This is a genomic window from Mycobacterium sp. SMC-18, assembly GCF_045310895.1.
Lineage (GTDB): Bacteria > Actinomycetota > Actinomycetes > Mycobacteriales > Mycobacteriaceae > Mycobacterium.
Map to the genome: position 1 here is coordinate 53,624 of NZ_JBJIAL010000013.1, position 16,751 is coordinate 70,374.

14 protein-coding genes are annotated in these 16,751 nt (G+C 66.5%); 10 read left to right on the forward strand and 4 right to left on the reverse strand.

From position 1 onward, the window contains the following. The first annotated feature begins 9 nt into the window (after window positions 1–9). Window positions 10–906 carry a DNA-3-methyladenine glycosylase family protein gene (locus ACJH6J_RS13875; RefSeq protein WP_406774501.1) on the forward strand — a complete coding sequence of 299 codons (897 nt, stop codon included), beginning with the start codon at window positions 10–12 and terminating at the stop codon, window positions 904–906. Here ACJH6J_RS13875 and aqpZ read toward each other — a convergent pair. Beyond that, window positions 903–1,652 carry an aquaporin Z gene (gene aqpZ / locus ACJH6J_RS13880; protein ID WP_406774502.1) on the reverse strand — a complete coding sequence of 250 codons (750 nt, stop codon included), beginning with the start codon at window positions 1,650–1,652 and terminating at the stop codon, window positions 903–905. The genes ACJH6J_RS13875 and aqpZ overlap by 4 nt on opposite strands. A gap of 549 nt (window positions 1,653–2,201) precedes the next feature. Between aqpZ and gltB the strand changes: the two genes are divergently transcribed. The 4 genes from gltB (at window position 2,202) to ACJH6J_RS13900 (ending at window position 10,726) form a co-directional block, all read left to right on the forward strand. Then, window positions 2,202–6,809 carry a glutamate synthase large subunit gene (gene gltB / locus ACJH6J_RS13885; RefSeq protein ID WP_406774525.1) on the forward strand — a complete coding sequence of 1,536 codons (4,608 nt, stop codon included), beginning with the start codon at window positions 2,202–2,204 and terminating at the stop codon, window positions 6,807–6,809. Beyond that, window positions 6,802–8,268, forward strand: coding sequence for a glutamate synthase subunit beta (locus ACJH6J_RS13890; protein WP_406784081.1), 1,467 nt, complete (start codon window positions 6,802–6,804; stop codon window positions 8,266–8,268). Before gltB ends, ACJH6J_RS13890 begins: the two co-directional genes overlap by 8 nt. Window positions 8,269–8,416: 148 nt before the next feature. Then, entirely contained in the window at window positions 8,417–9,748 is a 1,332-nt protein-coding gene (locus ACJH6J_RS13895) for a glycosyltransferase 87 family protein (protein ID WP_406774503.1), read from the forward strand. Window positions 9,749–9,934: 186 nt separating this feature from the next. Beyond that, on the forward strand, window positions 9,935–10,726 hold the full coding sequence (locus ACJH6J_RS13900) for a polysaccharide deacetylase family protein (protein WP_406804112.1): 792 nt from the start codon (window positions 9,935–9,937) through the stop codon (window positions 10,724–10,726). A 532-nt stretch (window positions 10,727–11,258) separates the two neighbouring features. Here ACJH6J_RS13900 and ACJH6J_RS13905 read toward each other — a convergent pair. Then, window positions 11,259–12,110: an LLM class F420-dependent oxidoreductase gene (locus tag ACJH6J_RS13905; protein WP_406804070.1), complete on the reverse strand. Its 852-nt coding sequence runs from the start codon at window positions 12,108–12,110 to the stop codon at window positions 11,259–11,261. Between the two features lie 72 nt (window positions 12,111–12,182). Here ACJH6J_RS13905 and ACJH6J_RS13910 point away from each other — a divergent pair, with 72 nt between their 5' ends. From ACJH6J_RS13910 to ACJH6J_RS13925, 4 genes are read left to right on the forward strand one after another with little or no spacing between them, the layout of a single operon-like run. Continuing rightward, window positions 12,183–13,187 (forward strand): PHP domain-containing protein, encoded by a 1,005-nt coding sequence (locus ACJH6J_RS13910; protein WP_406804071.1) that lies wholly within the window; start codon window positions 12,183–12,185, stop codon window positions 13,185–13,187. 10 nt (window positions 13,188–13,197) lie between these two features. After that, the gene (locus ACJH6J_RS13915) at window positions 13,198–13,620 is read left to right on the forward strand and encodes a hypothetical protein (protein WP_406804072.1); all 423 of its coding nucleotides are present in this window, start codon (window positions 13,198–13,200) and stop codon (window positions 13,618–13,620) included. Window positions 13,621–13,648: 28 nt separating this feature from the next. Then, a complete protein-coding gene (locus tag ACJH6J_RS13920) occupies window positions 13,649–13,969 on the forward strand; it encodes a DUF4333 domain-containing protein (protein ID WP_406804073.1) in 321 nt (106 codons plus the stop codon). Further along, complete coding sequence (locus tag ACJH6J_RS13925; RefSeq protein WP_406804074.1) at window positions 13,966–14,358, forward strand: hypothetical protein; 393 nt, start codon at window positions 13,966–13,968, stop codon at window positions 14,356–14,358. The genes ACJH6J_RS13920 and ACJH6J_RS13925 overlap by 4 nt, the downstream gene beginning before the upstream one ends. On the opposite strand, the gene ACJH6J_RS13930 is transcribed toward ACJH6J_RS13925, so the two are convergent. Both ACJH6J_RS13930 and dinB read right to left on the reverse strand, forming a co-directional pair. Further along, entirely contained in the window at window positions 14,355–14,786 is a 432-nt protein-coding gene (locus ACJH6J_RS13930; RefSeq protein ID WP_406804075.1) for a pyridoxamine 5'-phosphate oxidase family protein, read from the reverse strand. The two genes, ACJH6J_RS13925 and ACJH6J_RS13930, sit on opposite strands and share 4 nt — an antisense overlap. A gap of 28 nt (window positions 14,787–14,814) precedes the next feature. Continuing rightward, window positions 14,815–16,038, reverse strand: a complete 1,224-nt coding sequence (gene dinB / locus ACJH6J_RS13935) for a DNA polymerase IV (RefSeq protein WP_406804076.1) — start codon at window positions 16,036–16,038, stop codon at window positions 14,815–14,817. A 57-nt stretch (window positions 16,039–16,095) separates the two neighbouring features. Between dinB and ACJH6J_RS13940 the strand changes: the two genes are divergently transcribed. Then, window positions 16,096–16,722: a TetR/AcrR family transcriptional regulator gene (locus ACJH6J_RS13940; RefSeq protein ID WP_406804077.1), complete on the forward strand. Its 627-nt coding sequence runs from the start codon at window positions 16,096–16,098 to the stop codon at window positions 16,720–16,722. Window positions 16,723–16,751 lie beyond the last annotated feature (29 nt).

Consider the following 16,751-nt stretch of genomic DNA (forward strand, 5'->3'; position numbering starts at 1 on the left):
CCTGGAGCCGTGCCCACCGCCAGCCTGGCCCTGGACGGCCCGGCCGGCCTCGGCCTGACGTTGTCGCCGCTGCGCCGCGGAGGGACCGATCCGACCTTCCGGACCGTCGACGGCGTCATCTGGCGGACCAGCCTGATGCGCACCGGCGGGGTCACCGCGCGCCTCAGCTCACCCGATCTCAGGACCGTCGACTGCGAGGTGTGGGGCGACGGCGCCGCCGAGTTCCTGGACCGCCTACCCGCGCTGGTCGGCGCCGAAGACGACGCCACGGGATTCGCACCCACCGAACCGACCATTGCCGAGGCCTGGCGCCGCGTGCCGCACCTGCGCGTGTGCCGGACCGGACGGGTGCTGGAGGCACTGGTCCCGGCGATCCTCGAGCAACGGGTGCAAGGCCGGGATGCGTGGAATTCGTTCCGCAAGCTCACCGTGCGGTATGGCGCACCTGCGCCCGGCCCGGCGCCGGCCGGCATGCGGCTGCCGCCGACTGCCGAGGCGTGGCGCCGCATCCCGTCCTGGGAATTCCACCGCGCGAACGTGGATCCGGGCCGGGCCCGCACCCTGGTCGGCTGCGCACAGCGGGCCGACGCGCTGGAGCGGCTGACCGCCGAGACCGCGATCACGGCCCTGATGTCGTTGCCGGGAGTCGGGCTCTGGACGGCCGCCGAGACGGTGCAGAAGGCGTTCGGCGACGCCGACGCGCTCTCGGTCGGCGACTATCACCTGGCCAAGATGGTGGGCTGGACCCTGCTGGGCCACCCGATCGACGACGCCGCGATGGTCGAACTGCTGGAACCGCTCCGGCCGCACCGGCATCGGGCGGTACGGCTGCTCGAGGCCAGCGGCCTGGCGCGCAATCCGAGATTCGGTGCGCGCCAGGCGATTCCCAGCCTGAAGGAAATCTAGGCGGCGGCCACGACGTCGGCTTCGTGATCCGTCTCGGCCGTGCCGAACAACAGCGGATAGGCGATGCCCGCGATGGCGGCGCCGACCAACGGCGCCAGCCAGAACACCCACAGCTGCGTCGGCGCCCCGTTGCCGTTGAAGAACGCGACGCCGGTCGAGCGGGCCGGGTTCACCGAGGTGTTGGAGATCGGGATCGAGATCAGGTGGACCAGGGTCAGGGACAGGCCGATGGACAGTCCGGCGAAGCCCTTCGGCGCCCGGGCGTCGGTGGAGCCCAGGATCACGAACAGGAACATCGCGGTCAGGACGATTTCGGTGATGAGCACCGACGCCAGGCCGAAATGTTCCGGGGAGTGGTCCCCGAAACCGTTCGCGGCCATGTTGCCGGTCGCCGACCAGCCCTTCTGGCCGCTGCCGATCCAGTAGATGACCGCGCCGGCGATGAGGCCGCCGATGACCTGGGCGATCCAGTACCTAGGCAGTGCCTTCCAGTCGATCCGCCGGGCCAGGGCCGCGCCGAGCGTGACCGCGGGATTGAAATGGCCGCCCGAGACGGTGCCGAAGGCGTAGACGCCCGTCAGTACCGTGAGGCCGAAAGCTATTGCGACACCGAGGAATCCGATGCCGATAGAGGTGTGTTCGGTGGGATTGGCGGCGAAGACCGCGGCGCCGCAACCGCCGAGCACGAGCCAGAAGGTGCCGACGGCCTCCGCCGCCAGCTTGTGTGTCATCGTGGGAGCACTCATTTGGTCGAACCCTCCAATTCCTGTCGAAAAAGCCGGGTCAGCAAACAGCATTTCGAGGATCCCACCGGTGGGCGGCCGGGAGCCCGGCTGTTGCTGAATAGCAGCTCAAAGGTGACCGGCGGGTGCCCGCTGACCGGCCCGGAATCTAAGAATCTGAGCAATCTTTGCAGCAAATAAACTTTTGGTAACAGCCTGCGTAAATGTGACTTCTAGCAAACCATATTGCGGTGTCGTGACCAGTGGTGCAGGTGGGCCCCGTCGGGGTGTGACCGGAATTGATTGGCGAAAACGCAAGGGCTCCAATAAAATTGGCCCTACCGACCGGTAGCTTTAGAGTGCTGTGCAACACAGTCACAGCAACCTCATTAGGTCTGCCTAAGTTGGCATGTCAGGCCGGGTTTGTCATATCGTTTTGTCTCAATCGAGGCGAGCGGGACGGCCCGTCGTTCAGTGCTGCACGCTGGCATACCGTCGCTCAGTCCGCTGACGCCGTTGAAAGCGGCGGTCAAGCGATGCTTCGTAAAGAAGATGGTGAAGGGTTAGGTGGGAATGGCGCCGCAGCACGGCGGACCCAGCAAGGTCGGGCTGTACAACCCCGCGCATGAGCACGACGCCTGTGGCGTCGCCATGGTCGCGGACATTCACGGACGTCGGAGCCGCGACATCGTCGACAAGGCGATCACGGCACTGCTGAACCTGGAGCATCGCGGTGCCGCAGGTGCCGAGCCGAACACCGGCGACGGCGCAGGCATCCTGCTGCAGGTTCCCGACGAGTTCCTCCGCGCCGTGTGCGCCGAGGAAGGCTTCGAGCTTCCTGCCGAAGGCAGCTACGCCACGGGCATCGCTTTCCTGCCGCAGTCGGCCCGCGACGCCAAGCTGGCGTGCGAGGCCGTCGAGAAGATCGTCGAAGCCGAGGGCCTGCAGGTCCTGGGCTGGCGCGATGTGCCGTTCGACGAGTCGTCGCTCGGTGCGCTGGCGCGTGACGCCATGCCGACCCTGCGGCAGATCTTCATCGCCGGCGCCGACGGCATGCAGCTCGAGCGCCGCGCCTACGTCATCCGCAAGCGCGCCGAGCACGAGCTGGGAACCAAGGGCCCGGGCCAGGACGGCCCCGGTCGCGAGACGGTGTACTTCCCGAGCCTGTCGGGCAAGACCATCGTCTACAAGGGCATGCTCACCACCCCGCAGCTCAAGGCGTTCTACCTGGACCTGCAGGACGAGCGGATGAAGAGCGCGCTGGGCATCGTGCACTCGCGCTTCTCGACCAACACGTTCCCGTCGTGGCCGCTGGCGCACCCGTTCCGCCGGGTCGCGCACAACGGTGAGATCAACACCGTCAACGGCAACGAGAACTGGATGCGGGCCCGTGAGGCGCTCATCCACACCGACGTGTTCGGGTACCACAACGACCTGAACAAGATTTTCCCGGTCTGTACGCCGGGCGCCTCGGACACCGCACGGTTCGACGAGGCGCTCGAACTCCTGCACCTGGGTGGACGTCCGCTGCACCACGCCGTGCTGATGATGATCCCCGAGGCATGGGAACGCAGCGAGACCATGGACCCCGCCCGCCGGGCGTTCTACCAGTACCACGCATCGCTCATGGAGCCGTGGGACGGACCCGCGTCGGTGTGCTTCACCGACGGCACCATCGTCGGCGCGGTCCTGGACCGCAACGGCCTGCGCCCCTCGCGCATCTGGGTCACCGATGACGGGCTCGTCGTCATGGCCTCTGAGGCCGGCGTCCTGGATCTGGACCCCTCGACCGTCGTCAAGAAGATGCGCCTGCAGCCCGGCCGGATGTTCCTCGTGGACATGGCCGAAGGCCGGATCGTCGACGACGAGGAGATCAAGGACAAGCTCGCGGCCGAGCACCCCTACCAGGAGTGGCTCGACAACGGCCTGTTCCACATCGACGATCTGCCCCCGGGCGACTACGTCAAGATGCCGCACCACCGCGTGGTGCTGCGCCAGCAGGCGTTCGGCTACACGAACGAAGAGGTCAATCAGCTGATCGTGCCGATGGCCCGCACCGGCGCCGAGGCGCTGGGCTCCATGGGTACCGACACCCCGATCGCTGTGCTCTCGCAGCGGCCGCGGATGCTCTACGACTACTTCCAGCAGCTGTTCGCACAGGTCACCAACCCGCCGCTGGACGCCATCCGCGAAGAGGTCGTCACCAGCCTCTCGGGCGTCATCGGCCCCGAGGGTGACCTGCTGAACCCGGACGAGAACTCGTGCCGGCAGATCGTCGTGCCGCAGCCGATCCTGCGCAACGGCGACCTGTCCAAGCTGATCTGCGTCGACCCCGACCACGAGATCCGGGGCCGCAAGCACGGCATGCGCGCCGCGGTCATCAGCTGCCTGTACCCCGTCGCCGACGGTGGAGAGGGTCTGCGCCGCGCCCTGGAGGACGTCCGCACCAAGGTGTCGCAGGCCATCCGCAACGGTGCCCGCATCATCGTGCTGTCGGACCGTGAGTCCAACGAATGGCTTGCGCCGATCCCGTCGCTGCTGTCGACGGCGGCCGTCCACCACCACCTGGTCCGGGAACGCACCCGCACCCAGGTCGGCCTCGTGGTCGAGTCCGGTGACGCCCGCGAGGTGCACCACATGGCCATGCTGGTGGGTGTCGGCGCCGCCGCCATCAACCCGTACATGGCCTTCGAGACCGTCGAGGACATGGTCGACCGCGGTGTCATCACCGGTCTGACCAGCGACCAGGCCAAGGCCAACTACGTCAAGGCCGCCGGCAAGGGTGTGCTGAAGGTGATGTCCAAGATGGGCATCTCGACGCTGGCCTCCTACACCGGCGCCCAGCTGTTCCAGGCCGTCGGCATCAGCCAGCGCGTGCTCGACGAGTACTTCACCGGCATCTCCTGTCCGACCGGCGGCATCGACCTCGACGACATCGCGGCCGACGTCGCGGCGCGGCACAGCCTCGCCTACCTCGACCGGCCCGACGAGTGGGCACACCGTGAGCTCGAGGTCGGCGGCGAGTACCAGTGGCGCCGCGAGGGCGAATACCACCTGTTCAACCCGGACACGGTGTTCAAGCTGCAGCACTCCACCCGCACCGGGCAGTACTCGGTGTTCAAGGAGTACACCAAGCTGGTCGACGACCAGAGCGAGCGCATGGCCTCCCTGCGTGGCCTGTTCACGTTCAAAGAAGGTGTGCGCGAACCGATCTCGATCGACGAGGTCGAACCCGCCAGCGAGATCGTCAAGCGGTTCTCCACCGGCGCGATGAGCTACGGCTCGATCTCGGCCGAGGCCCACGAGACGCTGGCCATCGCCATGAACCGCCTTGGCGGACGGTCGAACTCGGGTGAGGGCGGCGAGAACGTCGAGCGCTTCGAGCGGGACGCCAACGGCGACTGGCGGCGCAGCGCCATCAAGCAGGTCGCGTCGGCCCGCTTCGGTGTGACGTCGCACTACCTGACGAACTGCACCGACATCCAGATCAAGATGGCCCAGGGCGCCAAGCCCGGTGAGGGCGGTCAGCTTCCGGGGCACAAGGTGTACCCGTGGGTGGCCGAGGTGCGCCACTCGACCCCGGGTGTCGGCCTGATCTCGCCGCCGCCGCACCACGACATCTACTCGATCGAGGATCTGGCGCAGCTGATCCACGACCTGAAGAACGCCAACCCCGAGGCCCGTATCCACGTGAAGCTGGTGTCGGAGAACGGCGTCGGTACCGTCGCCGCGGGTGTCTCGAAGGCGCACGCCGACGTGGTGCTCATCTCCGGGCACGACGGTGGCACCGGTGCGACGCCGCTGACCTCGCAGAAGCACGCGGGTGCACCGTGGGAGCTGGGCCTGGCCGAGACGCAGCAGACCCTGCTGCTCAACGGTCTGCGCGACCGCATCGTCGTGCAGGTCGACGGTCAGCTCAAGACGGGCCGCGACGTCGTCATCGCCGCGCTGCTGGGCGCCGAGGAATTCGGTTTCGCCACCGCACCGCTGGTGGTCTCGGGCTGCATCATGATGCGCGTCTGCCACCTCGACACCTGCCCCGTGGGTGTGGCCACCCAGAACCCGGTGCTGCGCGAGCGGTTCACCGGCAAGCCGGAATTCGTCGAGAACTTCTTCCTGTTCATCGCAGAAGAGGTCCGCGAACTCATGGCGCAGCTGGGCTTCCGCACCATCAACGAGATGGTCGGCCAGGTCGGCGCGCTGGACACCAGCAAGGCCATCGCGCACTACCGCGCGCAGAAGCTGGACCTGACCCCGGTGCTGTACGAACCGGAGTCGGCCTTCATGAAGCAGGATCTGTACTGCACGTCGAGCCAGGACCACGGTCTGGACAAGGCGCTCGACCAGCAGCTGATCGCCGAGTGCCGGGACGCCATCGAGTCCGAGGTGCCGGTCAGCCTCGCCATGAAGATCACCAACGTGAACCGCACCGTCGGCACCATGCTGGGCCACGAGGTCACGAAGGTTCACGGCGGCCAGGGTCTGCCGGACGGCACCATCGACATCACGTTCGACGGCTCGGCGGGTAACAGCTTCGGCGCGTTCCTGCCCAAGGGCATCACCCTCCGGGTGAACGGCGACGCCAACGACTATGTCGGCAAGGGTCTTTCGGGTGGACGCATCGTGGTGCGCCCGTCGAAGAACGCGCCCGCCGGCTACGTGGCCGAGGAGAACATCATCGGCGGCAACGTGATCCTGTTCGGTGCCACCAGCGGGCAGGCGTTCCTGCGCGGTGTGGTGGGCGAGCGGTTCGCGGTGCGTAACTCGGGCGCCGTCGCGGTCGTCGAGGGCGTGGGCGACCACGGTTGCGAGTACATGACCGGTGGCAAGGTCGTCATCCTCGGCGAGACCGGCCGTAACTTCGCCGCCGGTATGTCCGGCGGTATGGCCTTCGTCTACGACCCGAAGGGCGCCCTGCCGGGCAACATCAATGGCGAGATGGTCGATCTCGATGCGCTGGACGCCACCGACGAACTGTGGCTGCACGAGATCATCACCGCCCATGTCGATGGCACCGAATCGGCTGTGGGACAGCGGATTCTGGCCGATTGGCAGAATCAGAAGGAGCAGTTCATCAAGGTGATGCCTCGCGACTACAAGCGGGTACTGGAGGCGATCGCCGGGGCCGAGGCCGCCGGCGAGGACGTCAGCGAAGCGATCATGGCGGCCGCTCGTGGCTGATCCGAACGGCTTCCTCAAGCACACCCACCGTCAGACCCCGGTCCGCCGGCCGGTCGACCTGCGCCTCAAGGACTGGAAAGAGGTCTACGAGGAGTTCTCCAAGGAGACCCTGCAGGTCCAGGCCTCGCGCTGCATGGACTGCGGTATCCCGTTCTGCCACAACGGTTGTCCGCTCGGGAACCTCATCCCCGAGTGGAACGACCTGGTGTACCGGGACCGCTGGCGCGACGGCATCGAGCGCCTGCACGCCACCAACAACTTCCCGGAATTCACCGGGCGGCTGTGCCCGGCGCCGTGTGAGGCGTCGTGCGTCCTCGGCATCAACCAGGACCCGGTGACGATCAAGCAGGTCGAGGTCGAGCTGATCGACAACGCCTTCGACCAGGGCTGGGTCAAGCCGATGATCCCGGACGTGAAGACCGGCAAGAAGGTCGCCGTCGTCGGTTCCGGACCGGCCGGTCTGGCCGCTGCCCAGCAGCTGACTCGCGCCGGCCACGACGTGACCGTGCTCGAGCGGGCCGACCGCATCGGTGGTCTGCTGCGTTACGGCATCCCGGAATTCAAGATGGAGAAGCGGCACATCGACCGTCGTCTGGAGCAGATGACGGCCGAGGGCACGCAGTTCCGGACCAACGTCAACGTCGGCGTCGACATCACCGTCGAGCAGCTGCAGGAAGACTACGACGCGGTGGTCCTGGCCGGCGGCGCGACCGCATGGCGTGACCTGCCGATCCCGGGCCGCGAGCTCGAGGGCATCTACCAGGCCATGGAGTACCTGCCCTGGGGTAACCGCGTGCAGCTGGGCGACGACGTCCTCGGACCCGACGGCGAGCCGCCGATCACGGCCAAGGGCAAGAAGGTCGTCATCATCGGTGGCGGTGACACCGGCGCCGACTGCCTGGGCACCGCCCACCGGCAGGGTGCCGAGAGCGTCCACCAGTTCGAGATCATGCCGCGTCCGCCGGAGGAGCGCGCCGAGTCGACCCCGTGGCCGACCTACCCGCTCATGTTCCGGGTGTCCTCGGCACACGAAGAGGGCGGCGAGCGCGTCTTCTCGGTCAACACCGAGGAGTTCGTGGGCACCGACGGCAAGGTCTCGGCGCTGAAGGTGCACGAGGTCGTCATGAAGGCCGGCAAGTTCGAGAAGGTCGAGGGTTCGGACTTCGAACTCGCGGCGGACATCGTCTTCCTGGCCATGGGCTTCGTCGGCCCCGAGCGTGAGGGCCTGCTGACCGAGCTGGGCGTCGAGCTCACCGACCGTGGAAACGTGGCCCGGGACAACGACTTCCAGACCACCGTGCCCGGCGTCTTCGTCGCCGGTGACATGGGCCGCGGTCAGTCGCTGATCGTGTGGGCCATTGCCGAGGGCCGCGCCGCGGCCGCCGGCGTGGACCGCTACCTGATGGGTGAGTCGGCGCTGCCGAAGCCCATCAAGCCGACGGCTGCGCCGCAGCGCTGATCTGACAATCAACCGTGGCCCGGTGGTGCGATGCACCGCCGGGCCACGGTTTTTTCACGTCAGGAACGCAGAACCGGTGACTCTCACGCTGCATGGGTGGTGCAGATTGGCGACGGGCGCCGCACGCACTGCTCGATAAAATCGGCCGGTGAGCAGTGGGGGAGGGCCGACGCGACTGCCGCATCCAGTGGTGTTGGGTGCGGTCGCGGTCGCGATACTGGCGTTGGTGGTGCACAACCAGCTGGTGCCGTTCGATGTGAAGTTCTTCGGATTGATGGAGAACGACTTCGACCTGTCGACGTACCGAGCTGCGGTCGATGGGCTCTGGCACGGCAAGCCGTTGTACGAGACGCCGGCGTTGAAAGAGGCGTGGTTCGTCTACCCGCCGTTCGCGACAGTGCTGCTTGCCCCTTTCGCGTTGGCCGGCTTCGAAGTCGCGAAGTGGTCGCTGTTGGTCCTGTCGGTAGGGCTTTTGGCGCTGTTGGCTTGGCGCACAATGCGATTGGCCGGCGTTCGCGCTGACTGGCGACTGGCGACGGTCAGCGCGGCACTCGGCGTGACGGTCATAGATGTCGAGCCGGTGCAGGCCACGCTCTGGTGGGGACAGATCAATGTGCTGCTCATGGCGATGGTGCTGCTGGATCTGTTGCGGCCCAAAGCTTCCCGTTCTCGAGGTATCGGGTTGGGGCTGGCGGCGGGCATCAAGCTGACGCCGCTGGTGTTCCTGCCGTACCTGCTGCTGACTCGACAATGGCGTACTTTTGCCGTTGCCACAGGGACTTTCGTGGCAACGATGGTAGGTACCTGGCCATTCCTTCCGGCGGACAGCGGTTGGTTCTGGAGTCACCTCGGAGATACCACGCACATCGCGCCTATCGATCACCTGGCGAACCAGTCGATCAACGGCTTTCTCGCGCGCTTCTTCGCACCACTTCCACGGCCTGAATGGTTGTGGATCACCCTGAGCCTCTTGGTCCTGGTTGCCGGACTGGCGGTGGCGTGGTGGGCCCACCGCCGCGGCGAGCAGGCCCTGGCTCTCGTGGTGGTGGGCCTGACCGGTTGTGCCGTCTCGCCGTTCAGCTGGGCTGCGCACTGGGTCTGGTTCGCGCCGGTGATCTTCTGGCTCGTCGGGAAAGCCTGTACGACGCAGGGTGGTTGGGCTCGGGGCTGGGCGTACCGTGCCGCCGGCTTGTTCGCGGCGGTGTTCATGTGGACGCTGCACAAACCCGGCCGGAACCACACCACGATGTACTTCAGCGGCGTGTACTGGAATTTCCTCGACCTGCGGCCGTTCTGGATCGGCCAAGTGATGAGCGGCTGGTATCCGCTGGTGTACCTGTGCTTCCTGATCGGTGCGGTCGGTTGGTTGCGGTTGAGTACGTCGGAGCCGCGTGTGGTGGGCGCGACGGCCATGAGTGCCGACGATCTCGGGGACTACCCGCCGGAATTCCTTGACGACGAGGTGCCTGCTCGCGTCTAGCGCGGTCGGGGCGCGCCTCGGTACCTGATGATGCCGTTGATAACGACTCGATACCGTCGGGTGTGTCGCGTGAGGCTGGTGTGACTGGAGTTGCACAATTGATCGGTTCGGGTCCCGATCGACCAGAACTGAATACTTATGGCGAACTACACCAGCGCACCCGCATCCCTGTTCGCCGGCTCCGAGCTGAGCCGGCGACGTTTTCTCGTGGGCTTGTCGGCCTCGGTGGTGGCCGGCGTGGGCCTGGCGCGGTGCGCCGTCGACGGGCCGGCCGCGACCGTGGCCGCAGCGCCGCCGAAGGCTCCCAAGGAACCGGTCCAGTGGGGCATGGGATTGGCGTTACCAGGTGGTGGCGAGCTCAGCAGCCTGCCGGACGTGGCCGGCAATCGCGTGGCGATCACGCTCGACGACGGCGTGAGTTCCGAGGTGGTGCGCGCGTACACCAAGCTCGCACGGGACACCGGCATGCGGCTCACCTATTTCGTCAACGGCCGCTACCAGTCGTGGACCGAGAACCGGGACCTGATGCTGCCGCTGGTGGAGTCGGGCCAGATTCAGTTGGGCAACCACACCTGGTCGCATCCGGACCTGGCGAAACTGTCCAAGGACGAGATCGTCGACCAGTTGGAGCGCAACCACAAGTTCCTGCAGTCGACCTTCGGGATCGACTCCCGGCCGTACTACCGGCCGCCGTACGGCAGCCACAACGCGATCGTCGACAAGATCGCCGCGGAGCTCGGCTACTCGACGCCGACGATGTGGACGGGATCGCTGGGCGACGAGAACATCGTCACCGAGGACTACATCCTCAAGATGGCGGGCAAGTACTTCACAGAGCAGACCGTGGTCATCGGCCACCTCAACCACCTGCCGGTGACGCACGTCTACGGCCAACTGGTCGATCTGCTGAAGGAGCGCAATCTGCGCACCGTCACGCTGGACGACGTGTTCCGGAAGCCGCGCGAGCTTCCGGTCTGATTCACCCGAGTGACGTAGCTCATATTGTCTGTTGGGTCACTTGCCCGGCTGGTCACTCTCTTAAATTAAGAGTGCATTAAGGGCTTCTTCCGCAACATGAATCACACCAGTCACACGCGACACGCCGCTGTTACTTTCGGCGCGCCTCCAAAGGTTTGCCGATGACCGGCGTTGTAATGAAATCGCGGGGGCCTTGCGATAGTCTGGCCCCACGGTGCAACCAATCGCCGACCGCAGGAGTGATCACCGTGTACAACAACCCGCTATCGCGTTCACGCATGGGACGTATTGCCTGGTCCCTGCTCCGCCACCCGGTCAAGAGCCGTGAGTTTCCGGCCAAGAACGAGCGTCTGGTCACCGCTGCGGACATGGTCCGCTTCGGCGTCTAGCGCTCGCTCGACCGCTCTGGCCGACGGTATTCGGCAGTAACGTCAGCTGCTTTGCTGATCGTTATCGATTTGTGACCTCCGCGATAATTAAGAACGCACACCCGCCCGGAACCGAATTCTCGGCTCCGGGCGGTTGCCGTATCTCAGGCAGTGAGCAGGCCTGAGTCCCGGATGGCTTCGGCCAGCGGCTCCAGCACGGCCGGGTCATGCGGTTGGGGGATGTAGATGATCGCCAGGTCCAGGCCTTCGGCGCCCAGGCCCGCAGCCTCGTCGACCACCTTGCGGTAGTCGCGGTCCTGGCCGAGCCGGACGTGCGCCGACAGGGTGATCTCCTTGGGGTCCCGGCCGATGTCGGCGCAATGCGCGGCGAGCACGTCGCGCTTGCGGGCGAACTCTTCCGGCGTCCCGCCGACGAAGTTCCAGTGATCGGCGTACTTGGCGGTGATCTTCAGGGTTCGCTTTTCGCCGCTACCGCCGATGCAGAACGGCGGATGCGGCTGTTGCGGCCCCTTCGGCTCGTTGCGGGCGTCCCTCAACTGATAGAACTTGCCGTCGAAGGTCGTGGTGTCCTGGCTGAGCAGGCCTTTGAGCACCTCGCAGGCCTCTTCGAAGCGGTCGAACCGCTCTTTGACCGAGCCGAGCTCGATGCCATAGGCGCCGGACTCCTCTTCGTTCCAGCCGGCGCCGATACCCAGTTCCAGCCGGCCGTTCGAGACGATGTCCAGCGCGGACGCCATGTTGGCCAGCACTGCCGGGTGCCGATAGTGGATGCCGGTGACCAGGACGCCGACCCGCAGCCGTTCGGTGGCCTGCGCCAGCGCGGTCAGCGTGACCCAGCCCTCCAGGCAGGGGCCGGTCGAGTCGGAGAAGATCGGATAGAAGTGGTCGAAGGTCCAGCCGGACTCGAACACGTCGATGTCGTCGGCAGCCTGCCAAACGGCGAGCATGTCCGACCAGGTTGTGTCTTGCGGTGAGGTTTTGAAGGCGAATCGCACGCTTATTGAAACTAGTCACGACGGGCTCCTAATTCCTGTGAGTTTCCTCCGCGCATTGGCAGACTGGATGCCATGGACCCAGTGGCCGCGCTGCGGGAGATCGCCTTCTACAAGGACCGCGCTCGTGAGGAATCCCGTCGCGTCATGGCCTATCGCAAGGCCGCGGACGTGGTGGAGGCGCTGACACCCGAACAACGCGAGAAGCTGGGCCGCACCAACGGCTGGCAGACGCTGGCCGGCGTCGGACCCAAGACCGCAGCCGTGATCGCGCAGGCCTGGGCCGGTCGTGAGCCCGACGCGCTCGTCCAACTTCGTACGGCGGCAGCCGATTTGGGCGGGGGAGCGCTGCGCACGGCGCTGAAGGGCGACCTGCACCTGCACAGCAACTGGTCCGACGGCTCGGCGCCCATCAGCGAAATGATGGCCACCGCACAGCGTTTGGGCCACGAGTACTGTGCGCTCACCGACCACTCGCCGCGGCTGACCGTGGCGAACGGGCTCAGTCCGGACCGGCTCCGTCAGCAGCTGGACGTCATCGACGAAATCCGGGACCGGTTCGCACCGATGCGGATTCTCACCGGCATCGAGGTCGACATCCTCGAAGACGGCTCGCTGGATCAGGAACCCGAACTGCTGGAGCGGCTGGACGTGGTGGTGGCCAGCGTGCACTCCAAGCTGGCCATGGACGCCGCCGCGATGACCCGGCGCATGGTCCGCGCGGTGTCCGGTGGTCAGGCGAACGTACTGGGCCACTGCACCGGTCGCCTCGTCGAGGGCTCGCGTGGCACCCGGCCGGAATCGAAGTTCGACGCGGAAGCGGTGTTCGCGGCGTGCGCCGCCAATGATGTTGCGGTGGAGATCAATTCGCGCCCTGAGCGGCGCGACCCGCCGACCCGGTTGCTGAACCTGGCGTTGGACACCGGGTGTCTGTTCTCGATCGATACCGATGCGCACGCGCCCGGGCAGCTGGACTTTCTCGGTTACGGGGCGCAGCGGGCGCTCGATGCCGGTGTTCCGCAGGACCGGATCGTCAACACCTGGCCGGTCGAGCGACTGCTGTCCTGGGCCGCCGCGTAGCGTCTGGCGCATGGTTCTCGGTACCGCAACCGTCATCACGCTTTTCGCTGCCGGCCTGATCTTCCTGCTGGCCCTGATCCTCGGCATCTGGAAGTACCGGCAGATGGCCGTCAACCCCGACCATCTGGCGCACCCCTACGTCGACATCGCGCACCGGGCCGCGCTGATGTACTCGTTCTCCACGCTGCTGGTGGCGGTGTTCGTCCAGCTCAGTTCCTGGCCGGCGTGGGTGAACCTCACGGCCGCAATGGTTTTGGTGTTCTTCTTCGTCGTAGCCATTGCCGCGTACATCCAGCATGGGCTCCGGCAGGACACCACCAACCAGTTCGAGCACCCCAGCGGTGGTCTGCACGCCGGGATGGTGGCGCTGATCCTGGGTGAGGTCGGCGGATTCCTGGTGCTGTTGTCGGGATTTGTGGTTGCGCAGTTCTGAACCCGGTGTGCGGGCATACTCGGTGAACATGGCACTTCGATCGAAAGCGCGTCGGGTCGCCACGCTGGCTGCGGCAGTTCTCCTGGCCTCGTGTTCGTTTCGCGTCGGTAGCGGGGCCACCACCATGTCCAAGGACAAATTGGAGACGGCGGTCAAGAACAAGCTGAGCACGCAGACCGCGTCGAACATCGATTCCGTGTCCTGCGACGGTGGCATCGAGGCCGCCATCGGGGCCACCCAGACCTGCACCGTCGTCACGGGCAAGACGAGTCGCCACGCGACGGCGCGAGTCGCGGATATCCGGGGTTCCGACATCGCACTCAGCATCGAAATCATCCCCGGTAAGTGACGCTGCACGACCGGCTACTGCAGCTGAACAGTCCGGCGCGCCCGTGGCTCATCCGTGACGGCGCTCCCGAGGGCGTCGACCTCGTGGCCGAGTGGAAGTCCGGCGATCCGGACTGGCGACAGGTGCTCGAAGACCTGGCCGTGGCGCTGACCTTCCAAATCCATCTGCGCCTGGATGCCGAGAACCGGCTCTTGCACGCGGTGGATCACCTCGTCGAATGGCGCCAGGACGCCGAAGGCCAATGGATCGAGTGCCACGACACCGGCGACCTGCGGCTGTTCTGGTCGGGCAATTCGAACTGCATGCACCACCTGATCACGACCGACGACATCAAAATTCCGATCCAGCAGTGCGTCGCCGATGCGGGATGGATGTATCCGGTGGGTTAGACCTCGTCAGAGAAGTCGGCCGTTAGCCAGCGGTCGGGGCGGACAGTGAACAAGACGGTGGCAACACCTGCCATCGAACGGACGAACTCGCGCCCGGCCTCTTCGCCCAGATAGCGGATCGCGATGGCTTGCCGTGCGTCTTCCGGCGCGGGTGTGGCGGTGTCGACGACCGAGCCTTCGACGATCACGTACTGGTACGGAGGCTCTTCCCGCTGGACCACGAGCGAGACCACGCCCGCCTGCTGGATCAGCTTCGCCTTGCGGCTGCCGGCGCCGGTGTTGATCCGGATCAGCCCGTCGGAGGTGACGTCGTACCAGATGGGGACACTCGACGGCGGACGGCCATCTTCGGCGGCAACGGACAGCACCCCTACGTGCTTGTCGGCGAGGAACTGTTCACGCTCGGCTTCGGTCAGTTTTCTCGGCATGACTCCGCCAACGCCGCTTCGTTCCGCGCTATTCCGGCAGCATCGGCATTTCCCAGCCGGGGTCCTTGCCGACCAGCACGCCGCGCGTCAGGCACGCGTTGCCGAACTTCTGGCGCACCAGGTCGACGGCGCAGTCCACCGCGGCGGTGTCGGGTTCGCCGTCGAAGGGCAGCTCGAGCTGCTCGGTGCCGGCGGTGTCGACGTTCGACACCGAGAACCCCATCAGCGTCAGGCCGCGTTCGGCGATCATCGGTCCGGCGGCCGCCACCAATCCACGTGCGGCCGTGAGGATTTCCTCGGTCGACGCGGTCGCGCGGTGCATGGTGTGCGAGCGCGTCACGCGACTGTAGTCGTCGAACCGCAGCCGCAGGACGACCGTCCGGCCGGTTCGGCCGCTGCTGCGCATGCGGCGGGTGATGCGGTCGATCAGGTTGATGATCATCGCGTCGATGTCGTTGTCGGACATGGTGTTTCCACGCCGTCCCACCGCGCGCTGGGCGCCGACGGACCGTCGTCGCACGCCGGTGGTGACACGCCTGCGGTCGATGTTGTGCGACAACGCGAAAAGCTGACGCCCCATGGCCGCGCCCACCATGGCGCCCAGCGCCGACTCGGTGAGGGCCGCGACGTCGGCCACCGTCTCGACGCCGTGTTCGCGCAGCTTCTCCGCAGTCTTGGCGCCGACGCCCCAGAGGTGTTGCACCGGAAGCGGATGCAGGAAGGCCTGCTCGCGGTCCGGCGGCACCAGTAGTAGTCCGTCGGGCTTGGCTTCGCGGCTCGCGACCTTCGCCAGAAACTTGGTGCGCGCGATGCCGACGGTGATCGGCAGCCCCACACGCTCACGCACCGCTTCCCGCAACGCTGCCCCGATCTGCACCGGGGTGCCGGACACCCGGCCGAGGCCGCTGACGTCGAGGAAGGCCTCGTCGACCGACAGCGGCTCGACCAGCGGCGTGGTGTCATGGAAAACCTTGAAGACCTCGCGGCTCGCCTCTGAATAGGCGGACATCCGCGGCGGCACGACGATGGCCTGCGGGCACAGGCCGCGGGCCTGATGCCCGCCCATCGCGGTGCGCACGCCGAACGCTTTGGCCTCGTAGCTGGCCGCCAGCACCACACCGGCGCCGACGATCACCGGCCGGCCGCGCAGCGCGGGATCATCACGCTGCTCGACCGATGCGTAGAACGAGTCGAGGTCGGCGTGCAGGATCGCGGCTGCTTCAACATCCGACACTCGCCAATCTTCGCACATATGTTCGCATCGATGAGCGCCTGGCGCTCGGCTAAACAATTGTTTACATTGGTGAACATGCATTCACCTATGGTCGACGACCGGACCGCGCGGGCACGGATTCGCGACGAGGCCCTGCGCCTGTTCGCCGAGCGCGGTGCCGACGCGGTGACGATGCGCGACATCGCCGCCGCGGCCGGTGTCTCGCCCGCGCTGCTGGTCCGGCACTACGGCTCGAAAGACGGACTGGTGGAGGCGGTCGACAACTACGTCGTGCAGACCCTGGAGGCGCTGCTGACCGAGGTGACAGCACCGGTCCAAGACGGCACGCAGCCCTCCGCGACGCCGACGCTGCTCGAGGCCTTCGCCGTCCACCTGCCGCCACAGTCGCCGATTCCGGATTACCTGGGCAGATCGCTGATCGTCGGCGGCGCAATGGGATCCGTTCTGTTCGCCCGGTTGTACGCCATCAGCCAGGACGCGCTCGGCGCGATGGTGGCGGCCGGAACGGCGGATGCCGGCGACGATCCGGCGGTGCGCGCGGCCTTCTTGTTGCTCAACGACCTGGCGGTGCTCATGCTGCGTCGGCGCGTCGCCGAAGTGCTCGGGGTCGACCCGCTGACCGCCGCCGGCATGGAGCGCTGGGCCACCGAAGCCTTCGCCATCTACCGCGATGGCCTGACCGGATCGCCTGGCACCACGTGAGCGGCCTCATCGACAGTGCGCGAGAAAGG